The sequence below is a fragment of the Blastopirellula sp. J2-11 genome, assembly GCF_024584705.1.
GTDB lineage: Bacteria > Planctomycetota > Planctomycetia > Pirellulales > Pirellulaceae > Blastopirellula.
In genome coordinates this window covers 5,160,705-5,178,729 of sequence record NZ_CP097384.1, presented here as the reverse complement: position 1 = coordinate 5,178,729, position 18,025 = coordinate 5,160,705, and the positions used below count along the sequence as shown (strand labels likewise).

The 18,025-nt window shown below is 58.2% G+C and carries 14 protein-coding genes; 6 read left to right on the top strand and 8 right to left on the bottom strand.

All coding sequences use genetic code 11. From position 1 onward, the window contains the following. Positions 1–60: 60 nt before the first annotated feature. On the bottom strand, positions 61–792 hold the full coding sequence (locus M4951_RS20495; RefSeq protein ID WP_262023494.1) for a DUF1080 domain-containing protein: 732 nt from the start codon (positions 790–792) through the stop codon (positions 61–63). After that, the gene (locus M4951_RS20490; protein WP_262023493.1) at positions 785–2,023 is read right to left on the bottom strand and encodes a PmoA family protein; all 1,239 of its coding nucleotides are present in this window, start codon (positions 2,021–2,023) and stop codon (positions 785–787) included. The genes M4951_RS20495 and M4951_RS20490 overlap by 8 nt, the downstream gene beginning before the upstream one ends. A 281-nt stretch (positions 2,024–2,304) precedes the next feature. On the opposite strand from M4951_RS20490, the gene M4951_RS20485 reads away from it, so the two are divergent. Next, positions 2,305–3,072, top strand: a complete 768-nt coding sequence (locus M4951_RS20485; RefSeq protein WP_262023492.1) for a hypothetical protein — start codon at positions 2,305–2,307, stop codon at positions 3,070–3,072. A 337-nt stretch (positions 3,073–3,409) separates the two neighbouring features. Beyond that, positions 3,410–5,038, top strand: a complete 1,629-nt coding sequence (locus M4951_RS20480; RefSeq protein ID WP_262023491.1) for an AAA family ATPase — start codon at positions 3,410–3,412, stop codon at positions 5,036–5,038. Positions 5,039–5,093: 55 nt separating this feature from the next. On the opposite strand, the gene M4951_RS20475 is transcribed toward M4951_RS20480, so the two are convergent. Together M4951_RS20475 and M4951_RS20470 are read right to left on the bottom strand one after the other, a co-directional pair. Next, positions 5,094–6,305, bottom strand: coding sequence for a 6-phosphofructokinase (locus tag M4951_RS20475; protein WP_262023490.1), 1,212 nt, complete (start codon positions 6,303–6,305; stop codon positions 5,094–5,096). A 118-nt stretch (positions 6,306–6,423) separates the two neighbouring features. After that, complete coding sequence (locus tag M4951_RS20470) at positions 6,424–7,191, bottom strand: polyprenol monophosphomannose synthase (protein WP_262023489.1); 768 nt, start codon at positions 7,189–7,191, stop codon at positions 6,424–6,426. A 104-nt stretch (positions 7,192–7,295) separates the two neighbouring features. Here M4951_RS20470 and M4951_RS20465 point away from each other — a divergent pair, with 104 nt between their 5' ends. Further along, on the top strand, positions 7,296–8,615 hold the full coding sequence (locus tag M4951_RS20465; RefSeq protein ID WP_262023488.1) for an MFS transporter: 1,320 nt from the start codon (positions 7,296–7,298) through the stop codon (positions 8,613–8,615). Here M4951_RS20465 and M4951_RS20460 read toward each other — a convergent pair. The 4 genes from M4951_RS20460 to M4951_RS20445 form a co-directional block, all read right to left on the bottom strand. Next, on the bottom strand, positions 8,582–9,532 hold the full coding sequence (locus M4951_RS20460) for an SDR family oxidoreductase (protein WP_262023487.1): 951 nt from the start codon (positions 9,530–9,532) through the stop codon (positions 8,582–8,584). The genes M4951_RS20465 and M4951_RS20460 overlap by 34 nt on opposite strands. A gap of 51 nt (positions 9,533–9,583) precedes the next feature. Next, positions 9,584–11,092 carry a hypothetical protein gene (locus M4951_RS20455; RefSeq protein WP_262023486.1) on the bottom strand — a complete coding sequence of 503 codons (1,509 nt, stop codon included), beginning with the start codon at positions 11,090–11,092 and terminating at the stop codon, positions 9,584–9,586. Between the two features lie 19 nt (positions 11,093–11,111). Beyond that, positions 11,112–12,575: an ExeA family protein gene (locus tag M4951_RS20450; RefSeq protein WP_262023485.1), complete on the bottom strand. Its 1,464-nt coding sequence runs from the start codon at positions 12,573–12,575 to the stop codon at positions 11,112–11,114. 150 nt (positions 12,576–12,725) lie between these two features. Beyond that, entirely contained in the window at positions 12,726–14,084 is a 1,359-nt protein-coding gene (locus M4951_RS20445; protein ID WP_262023484.1) for a hypothetical protein, read from the bottom strand. Between the two features lie 175 nt (positions 14,085–14,259). Between M4951_RS20445 and M4951_RS20440 the strand changes: the two genes are divergently transcribed. From M4951_RS20440 to M4951_RS20430, 3 genes are all read left to right on the top strand, one after another. Continuing rightward, positions 14,260–14,925 (top strand): phosphoribosylanthranilate isomerase, encoded by a 666-nt coding sequence (locus tag M4951_RS20440; protein WP_262023483.1) that lies wholly within the window; start codon positions 14,260–14,262, stop codon positions 14,923–14,925. 178 nt (positions 14,926–15,103) lie between these two features. Continuing rightward, positions 15,104–16,432, top strand: coding sequence for an adenosylhomocysteinase (ahcY, locus tag M4951_RS20435; RefSeq protein WP_262023482.1), 1,329 nt, complete (start codon positions 15,104–15,106; stop codon positions 16,430–16,432). A 112-nt stretch (positions 16,433–16,544) separates the two neighbouring features. Continuing rightward, positions 16,545–17,867 carry a DUF1015 domain-containing protein gene (locus M4951_RS20430; RefSeq protein WP_262023481.1) on the top strand — a complete coding sequence of 441 codons (1,323 nt, stop codon included), beginning with the start codon at positions 16,545–16,547 and terminating at the stop codon, positions 17,865–17,867. Positions 17,868–18,025: the final 158 nt, after the last annotated feature.

Here is an 18,025-nt window from a genome sequence, read left to right as displayed (position 1 = left end):
GTAGTAAACTAAGGGGAAGGAGCCGATTTTAGATGCGCTTTCTAGGGTAGTCAACGAACCTTAGGGAAGCGGCGGATTTGGCTCACTCGGCGAATCGTCCAACGGTTCGACCAGCAGATTGCGAAAATAGAGCGGCGCCGGGCCCCCGCCTAGCGTCATGGGACCTGCGATTTCGGTCGAAAATTCGTCCGAAATCGCGATGCGACGCCCGTTGAGCCAGACATCGATTTGATGGCGGCGCACATAGATCATCATTTGATTCCATTCACCGAGCGGCCGATCGGCGCAGAGCGTTGGCTTCACGACTCGGCGGCAGCCGTCATAGATAGCGCCAGAAGCGTGACTGACGTCGTCTCCGTCACTAGGAGCGTCACCAATCGCGACGCTCCAGCCTCCCGGCAGACCGATCTGAGCCGACGAGCAGGGTTCGCACTTCCATTGGAAGGACAAACGACATGGCCCGAAGGTTTGCTCGGTTTCGATCGGCTTACCAGCTCCGTCGTACTGCAAAATGCCGAACGCCGCTTGCCAGTGGACGCTCATGTCTTGGGTGGCCAACTCGGCCAACGTTTCGCGCTCCTGCGCAGTCAGCAGCTTGGCGTCGCAGCAGATCGCCGGACGCCAGCCTTGCAGGTCACGCTCGTTGAAGAGTCGAGTAGGGGACGGTTGGGGCAGATTATCCGCGCGAGTCGACAAACAGACGGTCGCCATCAACAAGACGAGCGCAGTCGCCAAACAGCGCAGTCGCGAAGCAAACTTGCCCAGTTGCGTTCGCGGGAAGGTTTTATTCAACGATCGAGACCTGCGGCGGTTGATTGAAGCTGGCGTACGATTCGGCGATCGCTTCTGGAGCGATTTCCCCTTCGGTCAGATAGATGCGATAGTTGACGTCTAGCGGCTTCTCTGGCGAGACGTCGGTCGCAAAGTAAGAGCCAAAGCGGCCGTAGTCCCGTTCGCTAAAGCGAGCCGGTTTCGGATTGGTCGGACGATCGAGATAGCAGCTCGAATAGGTCTTGTCGAACGCTTCAAACACCAAGACGTTCCACGGCAGGTCGACATGTTCCTTTTGGCCGGGCCAATTGCGGAAAGCGCCCGGCTTGCCTTTGCCGTCAGGGCGAATGTAGAACGTCTTTTTGGCCGTGTTATCCGGCACAAACTGCGTTGCGCGGAACTGAAAGCCTGCGTGCTGCGGATCCCCGTCCAACTTCAAATCTTCTACTTTGCTGTTGAGTCGCGACGCGAATTCAATCAGGCGTCCTTCCGGCGTGCGATAAACCGTTAGCTCACGTTGCTCTTCGGCGAACGCTTCGCCATTGCGACCGCGCCACTCTACTTGCAGCAACTGGCGCCCAAGTACGGGGCCCGCTTCCGATTTCAGCACTTGAACGTGAGCTTGCGATTCGCCGTGGTTACAATGCCAAACGTCGGCGTTTTGTTTTTGGCCGTCGACCGAATAGCTGATCCGATTGAAGCCGTAGAACAGCCCGCGATGATGCTGAAACAATCCGCCGGGGCCTTTGGTCAGCAGGTTCTCGCCGTCCATGTCAAAGACATGATGATAAACCTTGAACGTCTCATGACGACGCTCGGCGGAAGAGTCATCGAGCGCTTCATACATATACCGCAACACCGGCTTGTCGCCGTAAAGCAGATCCAGCGACTTGCCTGGTTCGTCTTTCCAGCGGAATTGTTCGCCGCTGGCGCCGCCGCCGAACTCGACCGTCGCGGTTAGCTTGGCGCCTGCGTCTAATTTCGGCACGACAAACGTCAGCTCACGTTCTTTCGCGGCGTCGGCGCTCGACAACAAACGAGGCGCGGTCAGTTGACCGGTCAGCTTCGTTCCGTCCGAAAGCGAAACGGTTGCAGTTTGCGCGTCTCCAGCGGTCGCGGTCGGAATCGCGACCGTAACCGGGATATTGATTTCGGCCTGGTCGGCCGCGGTGATTTGCAGTTTCAGACTCGCGGCAAGGGCCGCGTCGCAGACGAGCAAGGTCAGCGCTAACGCAATTAGCGTGCGGAACATCTTGCAACCTTTCGGGGGGAGGGGACAGGCGAGATAGTCTCCCCAGGTTAAGTTGCTGGCAAGATTTGTTCAACCTGGGAGGACATCCTCAGCGGCCTGAAAGCAGGTCGTTGGGGGGGCTGCAATGATTGGGTAGTTTTCGCGGAGACAATATTACCGAGCTAGGGCCGATCTTCGCCACTTTTGGCGTGATAGAGACACCCGCGCCATCCAATGGCAGGGTTCTTACACGATCGTCGAGTCAATGCGCGGTCGACTCGCATGGGGATTCCAGGATCCAAATGGCCGACAGTACATCCCAGCAACTTGCCAGCATCCATCGACTGATAATCGGCATCGCCGTCGCCGCAAACATTGTTCAGTTCGCGACATTCGGCAGCGCCATGTATGGCGAACCGATCTTCGTTCACGAAAAGTTTTGCCTCGTCGCTCTCTGGGCAGCCCTGGCCCGGTGCTCGCTGACGGTGCGTACTTTGGCGCTTGTTGGAATCGGCACGGCGATCATCGCGATCTATGGTCCGATTCAACCCTGGACCAGCGATTATTTCGCCGCGATGTTCGCCATCTCGGCAGCTTGCTATGCGTGGGGTTACGCGGGGCGAATCGTGCTTGCATGGAACGGGACGCGGCCGAACAAGGGGCAAATAAGTATTAAAGACGTCGGACTCTCGATCATGATCGTCTCGATGGGACTGGCGATCGTCACGCGACGCCTAGTGACGCCTAACTATGACTGGGGAACTTCTTTCTTCGGAGACATCACAGCCAACGCGTTTCTCTTCCTGACGTTGTCCACCGCCAGCATTCCGGTTCTCATCATCGCGACGCAGCGCCGAGTCGATCAACACCTGCTTGCTCAGTTTGTCGCACTCGGTGTCGCACTTTTGTTGGCCATGTGTCTGCAGATCGCCCAGGTAGACCGAGCGACGGTGACAGGAATCGGCATCCTATCCGTGTCGCTCTTTTTCGATTCGACGCTGCTGCGTCTAGTGTTCATCTGGAGCGAACGGAGTGGTGATGATGGTTCTAAGAAAAGCAAGATCGACTAATTAAATCGTAGAACTACAAAATCGGTTTGCGCAACCCACCGGAACCAGCGTGGGCTGGGTCGGGCCACCCAGGCTCAAAAATTGTCTGTTGACAAAGCGCACGGACTTCGGGTCGACTGCAAAATCGTAGGATGGGTGAAGCAAAAACCGCGATTGATTCGACCATCATCAACCAACAAAATCGGTTTGCGTAACCCACCAAAATTGTCGATCAATTGGATCGCATTGGTGGGTTGCGCAAGCGGTGATGTCGTTTGAAATTGGTGCGCCGGAAATCGCTTGCTCCACCCACCCTACCTCGGATATCTACGCGCAAAATTGGGGGGGGGCGAACGGGATGAGGATCAAGGAAATTCGTCAGTTGATGACGCGGTTGCGGAAGAGTAATGCGGCGCTGCGCGACGAGGCGTCGGTTCGCGATCGGACGCAGGGAGAGACGCTCGAAGCGCAGTGGTTGGCCTGTGCTTTGATCTCGCCGACGATCTTGTCCGCCGACCCGCCGCCAACCGCTTGTTTTCGAAGCAAACGGCATCGCGATCTCTACATGACGATGTTGCAATTGCACGCGGAAGGCGGCTCCGCCAGCGACGTGCCGCAGCTGATCGACCGGCTGTCGCCCGTCGGATATCACCGGCAACAAACGATCAACTTGCTCCACGCAATCATGCACTGCGACGCCGACGAAATGGAGTCGGATCGTTACGCGGAAATCTTGCTGCAGCGGCTTTCGAACGACGACGCTGCCGACGAAGAAAATTTAGGCGACGGAAAAATTGTCCGGCTCGACCTGAACGGCGGCAGCCCGTTTCAGGAATTTACGACCGAACAATTTTTAGACGAGCCCGAACCGCGGCAGTGGTTGATACCGAACATGCTCGCGCAAAACGAACCGGCGGTGCTCGTTGGGCCGAGCAAAAGCATGAAGACTTCGCTCGCCGTTGACTTGTGTGCGGCGCTGGCGAGCGGCGGTAAATTCTTGGGACAAATCGCCGCCGCTCGGGCATTTCGCGTCGGGTTCCTCAGCAGCACCAGCGAGCGTCAGCTGTTGGTCGATCTCGCGCGACGGTGGAACGATGCGAACGGCGTTAGCTCGAAACAACAGCCGAATTGGATCTGGGCGCTGACGATGAGCGGCCTGGCCGACGCCGCCAACTTGCCGCATCTGCGTGCGTGGATTGCGAAGCATCAACTGGAAGTGGTGATGATCGATCCGCGGCAATGGACGGCGAAGCGCGGCGGCGCCCAAGCGACGCAGCTGCGCGATCTGGTGCAATGTTGTCTCGACGCCGGCGCCACGCCGATTCTTTGCTGCGGCACGCAAAAAACGCTCGGGCGGCGCGGCATTGATACGTCTCATTTGGCCAGCGTTGGGTGCGAAAGTTTCGCCCAACAATGGATGCTGGTGAACCGCCGCCGCCCGTTTGAGCCTGGCAGTGGGCAACATCATTTGTGGCTGACGATCGGCGGCAACGCAGGGCAGAGTCAACGATGGGGCGTTGATATCGATGAAGGTCGCCTGGACGATCCGACCGGCCGCAAGTGGAAGGTCGCGCTGCACGAAACCGAGTCGCTGCGCGGCGAAGCGGTCGAACAAGAGACGCGCTCGCAAGAGCAAAAACTGCAAGCCAAAATTCGGCTCGCGATCACGCGGCTCGAACCAGAGCAAGCGACCAAGTCCAAGATCCGCGACCAAAGCGGAATCAGCGGAACCAAGTTCAGTCCGACCTGGGACCAAATGATCGCCGCCGGAGAAATTGCCAAGACCAGCCCGGCCAAGGAAGCATCGCAATTCGCCTACCCCCGCTATCACCTAACCGATCGATCAACGCCGCCAGAAAAAATGGATCCAGTCCGGTCCAACGATCCAGTCCGGTCCGATGCTCCAGTCCGGTCCAAGCCTGCGAAGGTGCGCAGCCGCCGTGAGATTAACCAGCGGCGAGCTAGAGCCAAACGTCGGGAGCGCTAAATGATTACATGGCGTCGGACATCGCGCGGGCGATCCGGTCCAGTCCATGGTAATCCTAAGTTTCGGCGCCAACGAGCGATTGCAGCGCCGATTCGAGCAACGCGGTTGCATCATCCGTAGCGATCTCGTGATCGTGCTGGGTGACGTAGCGCTGGAACGGCGTTTCGTGCAGGGCGCAATTGCCGAAGCTGATGCCCATCGCTTGAGCTGCTTGCACGGCCGAACTATCGGGATGGACGGTGCGCAGTTGATGGACCGCTGCGAGAATCGGGACCGATTCGATGTTGGGCGGGTTATAGCAGACCATGTGACCGAAGCGACGTTCGACGATCGTGCGGACGGCATGAGCGCCAAACTGCGTCGCTAAGACGCGATCAAACGTGGTTGGAGCGCCGCCGCGCTGCAAGTGTCCCAAAACAACCGTTCGGGCTTCGAAGTGGAGTCGACGTTCGATTTCTGCGGCGACGAGATGGCCGATGCCGCCGAGTCGCGTTTGGCGACCCGTTTGTTCGTCCTCTTGAGTAACCATTCCTATGTCAGGCATGTGTGCGCCTTCGGCGACGACGATCAACGTAAATTTTTTGCCTGCTTTGTAACGTTCCAGGATTTTTTCGCAGACGATGTCGAAGTTCCATTGGATTTCGGGGATCAAAATGACATCGGCTCCGCCGCCGATCCCACTGTGGAGCGCGATCCAACCGGCGTGACGCCCCATCACTTCCATCACCATAATCCGCTCGTGACTGGCGGCGGTTGTTTGCAAACGATCGAGCGCTTCGGTTCCACATTCGACGGCGCTGTCGAAGCCAAAAGTGAACGCCGTCGCCGAAAGGTCGTTGTCGATCGTTTTGGGGACGCCGACGACCGGCAGACCATATTCATGAAACTGCTGCGCGACGGCCAGCGAACCATCGCCGCCGATGCAAATCAACCCAGAGAGCGAAAGCTGGTCAAAAGTGCCTTTGACCTTTTTCATCAGTTGAGGGCAAAGTTCGACGCGATCGTTCACGCCGACAGTCGCGGCGAAACGGCCCTTGTTGGTCGATCCCAGGATGGTGCCGCCGCGGCTCAGGATGCCGCGCGTGTTTTCATCGTTCAGCGGCACGTATTGAACTGGATCGACCAGACCTTCGTAGCCCTTGAGGAACCCGATGGTGTCAAACCCAAGTCGATTGGCGGTTTTGACCGCTCCCCGAATGACGGCGTTGAGTCCCGGGCAATCGCCGCCCGAGGTGAGAATTCCGATTCGCTTCGCCTTGCTTGCCATCAGGTTTTCGCTCGCCTTCTCGTTCGCACAAATTCAGGGTGGGGGCCGCTGTGCAAATGTAGGCTGCGATTTGTAGAAAATCCGATAACTTTTCTGACTACCGAGAATGGCGGCGCGGTTATTCCGGTTTTGAGGAAGATGTCGGGCGCCGCTCGAAAATCGATCCCAACCCGAGTCGTCCAATCAGGTAAATCGCTCGCACCGCTTCGCGCCAATTGATTTTCGAGTAGCCCCGTTCGCGCTCGACAAAGACATACGGGACCTCTTGAAACGTCGCTCCTTGCAAGCGAAGTCGCCACAAGATTTCTTCGAAGAAGGAGTATCCCTTGGAGACAATCGAGTCAAAGTCCAGCTTCCGGAGCGTCGCGACGCGATAACAGCGAAACGATCCGCTGCAATCATGAATTGGTAGACGCATCAGCACGCGCGTGTACAGATTAATACAGCGACTCATGATGCGGCGATGCAGCGGCCAACCTTCGACTCCGCCCCCGGCGATGTAGCGAGAGCCGACGATAATGTCGGCGTCGGTCGACTGCGTGGCCGCGAGCAGGTCCACAATTTTTTTGGGAGTATGACTAAAATCGGCGTCGAGATTGACCAGCAGATCGTAGTTCTGTTCGATTCCATATTTCATCGCGGCCACAATCGCGGTGCCAAGGCCGGCGCCGCGCGATCGATGCAGAGAGCGAAATCGCGGTTGTTCGACCGAGAATTGTTGGCACCACTGGCCGGTTCCATCGGGGGAGTCGTCGTCGACAACCAAGATGTCGGCGTCGGGAACGGCCGACATAATCTCGGCGACCAAGAGCGGCAGATTATCGATCTCGTTGAATGTAGCGACCGCAATCAACACGGTTGGCGCCGATTCGCGGTCTGAGGACATACGGAGGAAGAACCTAGGGGATGAAATTTGGCCCGCTAGTCACGGGAGATAGGCCCGTATAATAGCTGGAATCCCCCGTCCTGTTTACTGGCCTCCCAGGTTCTATGTCTGCGACGACCGACCGTTTTTCGCTCGAAAGCCCCTACAATCGCGACTTTTGGCTGAGTTATTTCGCCAATTTGGCGTTGATTATCGGTATGAGCAGCCTGTTTCGGTACGCCGACTTTATTTCGTATCTCGGCGGGGGACCGTATCAACTGGGGTTGGTGACCGGCTGTGGGATGACCGGCGGTCTGCTGGGACGGTTTCTGCAAGGTCGCCTGATCGATCGACTGGGGCCGCGGATGGTTTGGCTCAGTTCGTTGCTGGCGCTCGGTCTGTTTATTGCGTTAAATTTGACGGTCGAGCGACTCGATTCGGCTTGGATTTATCTGTTGCGAATCGGGATGATGATTAGCCTGGCCGGAGCGTTTGGCGCAGCGTTGACCTCGGTTTCGCTGAAATCGCCGCCGGGGCGAACGGCGGAGATGGTCGGCGTGTTGGGGTCGTCGGGGTTCATCGGCTTGGCGATTGGACCGGTGATCGGCGACTGGATCTTTCGGGGAGATGAAATCACCTTTGTTCAGGTGCGTGCGATGTTTTTGCTGGCGGCGTCGATGATGGGCGTCTCCATGGCGCTCGCCTATCTGGCGACACGTCGTGACCTGCGTGCGCCGCATCACGATCATCCTTCGGCGTTGCGGCTGGTGCGTCAGTATCATCCTGGGTGGTTGCTGTTGATCGGCGTCGTGGTGGGCGCCGGAGTCTTGTTTCCGCAAGTCTTTGTGCGCAGCTTCACCGAATCCTTGAACATCAATCAAATACGCTTCTTCTTTCTCGCCTATGCGTTGACGGCGTTTTCGGTGCGGATTGCGACGCGTCAATTTACCGATCAATACGGAGTAAAGAACACGGTCATTCTCGGTATGATTTGCTTGACCGCGTCGATGCTGGCTTATCTGCCGGTTCGCGAAGCTTGGATGTTGCCGCTACCAGCCATCTTTGGAGGAGCGGCGCACGCATTTCTCTTTCCGGCGGTCGTCGCTGGCGGATCGACCGCATTTCCGCGGCGGTATCGCGGGACCGGCACCAATTTGATGTTGGCTTCACTCGACTTTGGATCGCTCGTTGGCTTTCCGTTGGAGGGAGCGATTGTCACCCAAGCCGAAGAGCTGGGATGGCCCGGCTACCCGACGATGTTCATCATCTTGGCGAGCGTCTTTGCGGTGGTCACGCTTTTGTATGGAGCGTTTGGCGCAAAAGAGGTCGGCGAAGAGTATTTCGACCAGGCGAAGTCCGAATCGCCGCCGCCGATGGATCCGGCGGAGCCCTCAAGTTCCGGCGATATTGATCAAGCCGATCGTGAAGCGACAAGCTGTCGGTAGTAGTCGATCGACATTTGCAGCCCGGTCTCGAAGTCGATCTCGACTTCGTAGTTAAGTAACGTGCGGGCCAGCGTGTTATCGGCCATGCTGTCGCGGACATCGCCCACTCGAGGAGGATCATGCTGCGGCTGAACGTTGGTGCCCAGTTCGCGATTGAGCAGTTCGATCAAGCGCAACAGCGACGTGCTGCGCCCGTTGGCGACATTGATGATACGACCAGCGACTCCGGCGGCGTCGGCGGCGGCCAAGTTTGCGAGTGCGACATTTTTCACAAAAGTGAAGTCGCGCGATTGTTCGCCGTCTCCGTAAATCACCGGGCGATCCCCTTGCAGCAGCAACGTGATAAAGATCGGGATCACCGCCGAGTAGGGGCTGTCAGGATCTTGCCGCGGACCAAAGACGTTGAAGTAACGCAGGCCGACCGTCTCGATGCCGTAGGTGTGATAGAAGGCTTGCAGGTAATACTCGGCCGCCAACTTGGCGGCGGCGTAAGGGGAAAGCGGATTCGGCAGATCGGTCTCACGTTTGGCCAACGTGGGAGCATCGCCGTAAGCGCTGCTGGACGCGGCGTAGATCACGCGGCGCACGTCGGCTTGTCGCGCTTCGTTCAACAGATTGACGGTCGCGGTGACGCAGTGAGCATGCGTATCAAGCGGACGTTCCACGCTGAGCGGCACCGATGCGAGAGCCGCTTGATGAAAGATCACGTCAATCCCGCGCACCGCGTCGGCCACGACTGCGCTGTCGGTCAGGCAGCCTTCAACAAACTCGATCTGCTTGGCGACATGGTCTAGATTGGAGCGTTTGCCGGTGCTCAGGTTATCGATCACACGCACTTTGTCGCCGCGCGCGACCAAGGCTTCGACGATGTGCGAACCAATAAAACCTGCGCCGCCGGTGACAAGATACTTGGCCATATTTCCGCTGCTTTGACGCTTGAAAGGGGAAAGGAGCGGCCAAGTCGACGGTTAATTCAACTTGGCGTTCATCGCGACCGCCGCTTCGATGCGACCGCCGATCGAGGCGATTCGTTTCGCGGCGGAAGTCACGTCATCTTTTGTGGCGCGCCCCAAACAGGCCGTCAAGTAGATCGACTGGCACAAGACGCCATAGAGTTCGGTAGAAACGGCGCCTGGATGCTCGCCGACCAGGATGATCAAGGGCCAGATCTCGCTCAAATCGCGCCAGACCGCCTGTGCCGACTCCAGATCGCTACGCGATACCGTGTAGAGACTACGTCCTGCAGGCAAAAAGTCAACTTCTCCGCAGCGAAGTCCGACAACACGCTCGGTCCATTTCGTTTCGCGGCGGATTACCTCGTAAAAACCAAGCGAATCACGCATTCCGAGCCGGTGAGAAAGCTGCTTGCCGTGCACGTCGCCGTCAATGATCAGGACGCGGCGATTTTCACGTGCGGCCGTCAGCGCTGTGTGAAACCCGGCCTGATGGGCGTCGTCGCCGCCGTCAGCGGAAAGAAACAAGGTGGATGTTGGATTCGAGGAAACTTGCGCAAGTCGCTCATATCGTTCGCTGATTCGCGCGTCTTGCAATTCGGCCATCGTTTGTTCTTCGTACGAGACGAGATGGGGCCGAGGAATTGCCGACTTGAAGGTTCGCAGCAGCGAAGGGGGTTCGGATGGTTCGAGCGGCGTTTGGGGGACTTGCGGCTCCGGCTCGACCGGTTGCGGCGTTTGTTCTTCTGCGATTGGGGGCGGATCCGCAACGACGCGCGCCGATTCAGATTTCGCTTTTTCCTCTGCTCTTAATCGTACGATCTCGGCCAAGTCGCGCTGATGGCTGTCGATCGTCTGGCGCGCCTCGGCCAGGGCTGCGTTTAACTCGGCTTCTTTGCGTGCGAATTGCTCGGCTTGTTCGGTTAGCTCGGCGCTCAGGCTGGCGCGCAACGCTTGTTCGTCGACGGTCGGCGTCGCTTGAATCGCCTGCTGGATCTGCTGTAGCTCCGCTTCTTTCCGTTCCAACTGCAGGGAGAGAGCGGCCGCTTCGTCCACCAAGTGCTGATGCGACTCACCCAACTCGTCCAGCCGCTTTGTCAGCTGCGCCTGATCCTGCAGGAAGCGGGCTTCGTCGGCTTGGCGAAGACGCGTCGACTCGGCGAGATGCGCTTCAAGCTCCGCATCCAGTTCGGCTCGCAGTTGGTCATGCGAGGCCGAATCGGTTTGATGCGCCTGAAGCTGCGATTGCAATTGGGCGAGTTGCTGCTCAAGCCGCCGCTTTTCGGCATCCAGCTCGGTTTCCAACTGCTGACGCTGACTGGCGAGCGCTTGCTCGCGGGCGGCCACTTGCTGCTCGTACTCGGCCCGCAATCGCTGTTCGGTCTCGGCGACCGCTTGATCAACCGCGGTGGCGACTTCGCGAACCGCATCGAGTTGCCCTGCCGTATTGTTGATCGTCGGCATCGCCGCAGGGGCGGCGCCCTGCGACTGCAAACGTTTCAACGCGTCGAGCATTTTCGACATAGGACCAACTTTCGGCTAATCAGGCATGTTCGCGGCGAAGCGAACTGAAGAGCCGGCGAAATTCGCGGCGACGGCTGCGAGTCGGCGCGGTTTCGGCCGCGGGATCTTCAATGATCAAAATGTCACGATCATCCGCAGGGGGCGGCGCCGTGGCCGTTTCGAGGACTTCGGCAGTCTCGCGCAGGTGTCGCGACACGATCTCTTCATCGCGGGCATACGGCGGCATCACCACATCCACCGAAGCGACCGAATCATGATTCGACTCGACCAACATCGGCATCGGCTCCAACAGCGATGCGATTTCCACTCCCTCTTTGCTCTGGACCTGTTTCAGCGAGCCACGAGCTTCGCTGAGACTCGCGTAGCGATCCAGAATGATCTCTTCATTGGCGAACGATTCGTCAAACGGATCTTTGACGGCGCTGATGAACTCCAGTTCCGCTTCTGGCTTGAAGGGGGACTCGGGGTTGAAGTCCAGCTCCGCGGCGTTCATTCGCAGCGTCGCGGCCGAGTCGGCGTCCATCTCGCCCCGCTTTTGCTTGGGAGGCTCCATGATCCGCGACGGGAATTTCACCGAATGGGGCATCTCTCCTTCTTCCTCCAACGAGCCGAACTCCAGGACGCCGCTGTCGCCGCTCGGCGCCGAGAACTCTTCTTGGCTGGTCGTCCATGGTCCCGGCATTTGTTGCAGATCGGCCCAAGCTTCTTGGATGCCGCTGGCGTCGACTTGCTTGTGCGATCCGAGCGAAGCCAAGACAAGCACATGGTCGCAGAGCTGGTTAATCAAACGAGGAACGCCGCCGGTTACTTGGCTGATCGAGTCGATCGCGCTGTCCGAGAAGAGAGATCGCTGGGCGCCAGATTCTTCCAACTGAAAGCGGACGAACTCGGAGGTCTCGGCCTTCGAGAAGGTTTCGAGATAGCAGCGACCTGCGATTCGTTGATTGAACGAAGCAAGTCGCGGCGACGCAAAACGCTCTTCCAGCGTCAGTCCGCCGGCAAGCACCATCCCGACCAGCGAATTCCCTTGCGACGAGATATTCGTCAGCAGGCGAAGTTCGTCCAGCAAACGGGTCGGCAAAGTATCGGCTTCATCGATGAAAACCAGCAGACCCTGGCGATCGTCATGCGACGAACGCAGAAAGTCGACCAGCGACAATCGCAGCTCCCCTTCTTCCAGCCCGCGATAGGGGAGACCTAACTCATAGAGCAGCGCCTGCAGCAGAGCGCGGCGCGAACAGACGCGACCACACTGCAAGAACGAGATGTGTCGCTCGGCTTTCAAGTCTTCCGCCAGAACTTTCAGCAGCAGTGACTTGCCCAAGCCGGGGCCGCCGATGAGCAGCGCCGGACCTTCGCCACGATGCAGACAGCGGCGTAGCGTACTGCGCGAGGATTCGGCGGCCGCAGAGGGAAAATAGTAGGGGGCGTCGGCGGCTGCTGGAAAGGGGCGCCGCGTTAGCTGATAAAACGATTCGTACATTGCGTATTCTTCCTAGGCTGTGCAGGCTTCCGTCCGAGACTGCAAGCCGAGTAGTCAAAGTGATTTGCGCTGCGCGGGGTGCATTTCAACCATCGGCAAAAATGGGGGAAGATCTCCACCGGGACCGCGGCGGATTCCGAATGCTGACCGTTAATGCGCAAACTTCCAAATTTGATTTTGAGCGTTATAAAGCGCCGTGAATGGTTCGTGCGTAAATGTCCGTGTGAAGTCGGGGTCTACCAACAGAGCGACCAGGATCAAGCCGACCAGCGCCACCAGCGCGTATTCGCTAGCGACAATCGCAAAGCGGGCGGCGACGCGCGTCACCGTTCGTTTGCGGGGAATCGCCGGTCCGCCGGATAGCGGCAACTCGGCCGCGATCGAAACGCCTGCTGCTGCGGCGATCTCTTGGGGGCTGACCAGGATCGCTTCTTGTTCGGCGGTCGGAACGCAAAGGGCCGCGAAACCACCCAACAGCGTCGCGATCGCCAGCAACATGCCGATTCGCACCAAGGGGAAGTCGCCGCCGATCATCCCCGCAACGCGAGGCGACTTGTCGGTCTCTACACGGATCGACGTATAAAAGCGATGTCCATCGGCTGCGATCTGATGTTTGCCGCCGACTGCTTGCAGCGACGAATTCGCTTGCTGCACCGCCTGTTTCAAGCGTTCATGTTCAGACTTGAGTTTCGCCACGTCGACCGGGGGCAATTGCGCCGGAGCGACCGAAGGGGGAGGATCCGCGAACTGCGGCACTTGTTGCAGCTGTGCCTGAAGCCCGGCGATTTTTGCTTGGACGTTAATTACCATCGGATGCGCTTCGGTCCGTTGCGATAGCAGCGCGGCCAATTCACCTTCCTGGTCAGCGATCTGCCGTCGCAGTTCTCGCCACTGTGCGTTCTCTTCAATCTCCGGCGCAGTCACGCTGACAAACGGCTGTCTGCCGGCAAGCGTATCGCCGTGCTGTTCGACAAAAGCATCCAGCTGCTGCTGCGATTCTTGCAAAGTGCTGCGCGCGGTTTGATGGAGTTGGATCGCCGCGTCGCCGATTCGATTCGCCTGGTCATCGGCGTGCTGATCGATTTCACGTTGGTACATCTCGCCGACCTTGCTGGCCAGTTGAAGCGCTTCTCCGGCAGAGGGGGCGGTGGTCAGGATCGAAACATCGGCCTGATGGCCGAGCCGCCGCGCGACAATTTCAATCCGAATTTGCTCACGCAGCGTGTCCACGTTGGCCCGCTGCGCCGCCGTCAGAGGAAGTTGCTCGGCGATCGACAACAAAGCGGTGTCTGAGAGCGTATTGACTTTCGCTTCCTGCGCGACGCTGATCAAAGACGTTTCGTCCGGCAGATCGGCCGAGACCAGCATGCCCAGCTGCGCGACGACCGATTCGACCGGGGTTCGACAGAAATAGAGTCCAAACGCGACGACGGCCAGCGCCGTAACGATGAACGCATAGGCGCGACTCGCAGCGCTAGATCGCGACTGATGCGTTGTCGAGTCTTCCACTTTCCACTCCTCCATGGGGCCGGCGGATGCTAGCTGTCCATGCCAACAGTTTTCCGTTGTCTTATTCATCGGCGCCCAAAGAGCGGCGCTCCATCCGAATCGCCTAGTTCGCACGCGGAAATCTACGGGGTAAAATAAACAACTTCGAATGGATTACCCCAGCGGGAGACGCGCCTTGTTCAAGCGGAAGATCTGCGGAATCACGACGGTCGAAGACGCTACAGCGATGATCGCCGCCGGCGCCGATGCGCTGGGGCTCAATTTCTATCGGCAGAGCAAACGCTATCTCACGTCTGAGGTCGCCGCTGACGTGCGCGAAGCAGTTTCGGCCGACGCCGCCGCGATTGGTTTATTTGTGAACGCAGATGTTGTGGATGTCGTCGCAACCGCCAAGCGGCTGGCGCTCGATTGGATTCAACTGCATGGCGATGAATCTCCTGACTACCTTGCGCGGCTCCGACATCTCGGTGCACCGCCGGTGCTGAAGGCGTTTCGCTGCGGCCCCCATTGGCGAAAGGAAATGATTGAGTTCCTGTCGCGATGCGCGGCGCGTGACTGTTCGCCGGCCGCTGTCTTGGTCGACGGATTTCAACAAGACGCCTACGGGGGAACAGGCCATACGGCTGACTGGAAATCGCTGACCGGCTGGAGTAAATGGCTGACGATCGAGCATCTGGTCCTGGCAGGGGGGCTGACTCCCGACAATGTCGCTGCTGCGATCGCAGCGGTTCAGCCAAGCGCAGTAGATACGGCCAGCGGGGTCGAGATTGAGCCGGGGAGGAAAGATAGTTCGCTGGCGACGCGATTCTGTGCAAACGCCAAAGCGGCGATGGGCGTGTAAAAGCCCTGTAAAACCCGCTTTTGCTAGCGTTCGGGCATTTACGGATTTACCGATTATGGGCTACATTAACGGTTCCCTGGTAGCCGGGTAGAAAGGCCCCGTTGCGCTTTCCGCTAGAAATGCGGTGTAACGGAGATCGCCAAATCTGATTTTCCAATTCATTGAAGGAGTACTCTCCGTGTCGCAAGTTGAAAAGCTCCCCTACAAAGTCAAAGACATTAGCTTAGCCGCGTGGGGGCGGAAAGAGATTCAACTGGCTGAGGTTGAAATGCCCGGCTTGATGACTCTCCGCGAACGGTATGGCAAGGACAAGCCGCTGAAGGGCGCCCGCATCGCTGGTTGCCTTCACATGACGGTCCAGACTGCGGTCTTGATCGAAACGCTGATCGAACTGGGCGCCGAGGTGACCTGGAGCAGCTGTAACATCTTCTCGACCCAAGATCACGCCGCCGCCGCCGTCGCCGAACGCGGCGTGCCGGTCTATGCCTGGAAGGGCGAAACCGACGAAGAGTTTGATTGGTGCATCGACCAGACGATCATCTTCCCTGACGGCAAGCCGTTGAACATGATCCTGGATGACGGTGGCGACTTGACCGTCATGGTTCATGAAAAATACCCGGAACTCTGCGAAGGCATCCGCGGTCTTTCGGAAGAGACCACCACAGGCGTCCACCGTCTGTATCAGATGTTCAAAAAGGGCGAGCTGAAAATGCCCGCGATCAACGTCAACGACTCGGTCACCAAGAGCAAGTTTGACAACTTGTATGGTTGCCGCGAATCGCTGGCCGACGGCATCAAACGCGCCACCGACATTATGGTCGCCGGCAAAGTGGTTGTTGTTTGCGGTTACGGCGACGTCGGCAAGGGTTGTGCCCAGTCGATGCGTGGTTTCGGCGCTCGCGTCATCATCACCGAAGTCGATCCGATCATCGCGCTGCAAGCGGCGATGGAAGGCTACGAAGTCACCACGGTCGAAGATTGCGTTGGCTACGCTGACATCTTTGTCACCACGACGGGCAACCGGGACATCATCACCGGCGCTCACATGGAGCAGATGAAGAACGACGCGATCGTCTGCAATATCGGTCACTTCGATCTCGAGATCGACATGGCCTATCTGACGAAGACTCCAGGCATTTCTCGCGATACGATCAAGAGCGACGCCGTTCCGGGTGGCCCGCTAGATCGCTTCACGTTTGCCGATGGTCACTCGATCCTGGTTCTGGCCGAAGGCCGCCTGGTCAACTTGGGCTGCGCCACGGGGCACCCGTCGTTCGTCATGTCGAGCTCGTTCACCAACCAGGTGATCGCTCAGCTCGAATTGTGGCGGAACTCCGACGAATACCCGATCGGCGTGCACGTCTTGCCGAAGCATTTGGACGAAGAAGTCGCCCGGTTGCACCTCGACAAGTTAGGCGTGAAGATGACCAAGCTGACGCCGGTTCAAGCCGAATACATTGGCGTGCCGGTCGATGGTCCGTTCAAGCCGGATCACTACCGCTACTAAACCGAATGATCGACTTATCGCGAGACGAGTTGACCTGAGATACGCTTGGGGGCTGCGACGGAATGGTCGCGGCCCCCTTTTGTTTTATTTGCACGTCAAGAGTAAGCATCGAATGCCACAGATTCAAGCAATTCGCGGACTCCGTTACGACCTGGGCCATGTCGGCTCGCTCAGCGATGTGGTCGCGCCGCCGTACGATGTGATCGGTACGGAGCTTCAAGAGGAGCTGTACAAAAAGCATCCCGCCAATACGGTGCGTTTGATCTTAAATCGCGAAGAGCCCGGCGATGATGAGACCCACAATCGCTATTCTCGGGCAGCCCGGTTACTGAAAGATTGGACTCGCGAAGGGATCCTTTCGCAGGAATCCGACCCCGCGATTTACGTCTACCATCAAGAGTTTGAAGCTGAAGGGACGCACTACGTTCGCCGTGGATTCATGGCCGGCGTTCAATTGGTTCGTTTCGGTGAAGGGAACATCTACCCGCACGAGGAGACCCATTCTTCCGCCAAGGCCGATCGCCTGAAGTTGTTCAATGCGACCAAAACCAATTTGAGCCAGATCTTTGGACTCTACCCCGATCCGACCAACAAAACGCAAAGACTGCTGGACGACTACGTGATCGACAAGACTCCGTTGGTCGCGACCGATCACTTGGGAGTCGTTCACCGCTTGTGGCCGATTTCCGATTTGTCGTTGATCTCTGAAGTTAGCTCTGCAATCGCCGCCGCGCCGATGTATGTCGCTGACGGACATCACCGCTACGAGACGGCCTGCAATTACAAGGATCAATTGGCCGAGTCGGGTGAACTGACTCCGGTTCACCCGGCCAATTACGTCATGACGATGCTGGTCAGCATGAGCGACGAGGGAATGATCGTCTTGCCGACGCATCGTCTCTTCCGTGGTTTGCCGGCGATAAAGTCGGACGACCTGATCGCCAAGCTGGGCAAATACTTTGACGTCGCCATTGTCGGGCAAGGCGCCGATCTGGCCGACACGATCTGGACCGACATCGCCACCGGCGACGAGCAGGGGAAGATCGGATTCTATTGCCCCGTGGATGATACTTGGGTGATGGCCAACTTCAATGAAGAGGGTCAGGCGAAAATGGCCGAGATCGCCGCCGAGCATAGCGGCGACTGGCAAGCGCTCGGCGTATCGATCCTGCATCGCTTGGTGATGGAAACGTTGCTAGGCGCCAAAGAACTGCCGAAGGCCAACTATGTCCACTTGGTCAGCGAAGTGGTGGAAGGAATCCAGCAGGGCGACCCCGAGAACGGCGGCCAACCCTATCCGTTAGCCGCGATCGTGATGCCGGCGACCATCGACCACATTCGCACCATCAGCGAACATGGCGAACGGATGCCCGCCAAGAGCACCTACTTCTATCCCAAGCTGCTCAGCGGGTTGGTCTTCAATCCGCTGAGCTGAATCCCCGCTTGAGCCTGTGTGCCGCGGGCGGCTAGGTAGAGCCATCCTTGTTTTAGTTCACACGGCTCACAGAGCCGTGGCACGTGAAGCCTGGTTTGCGCCGCCGTCTCACCAATCGTTACCGTTTCACGTGAAACAGTGCTCCCACCAAAGGGCGT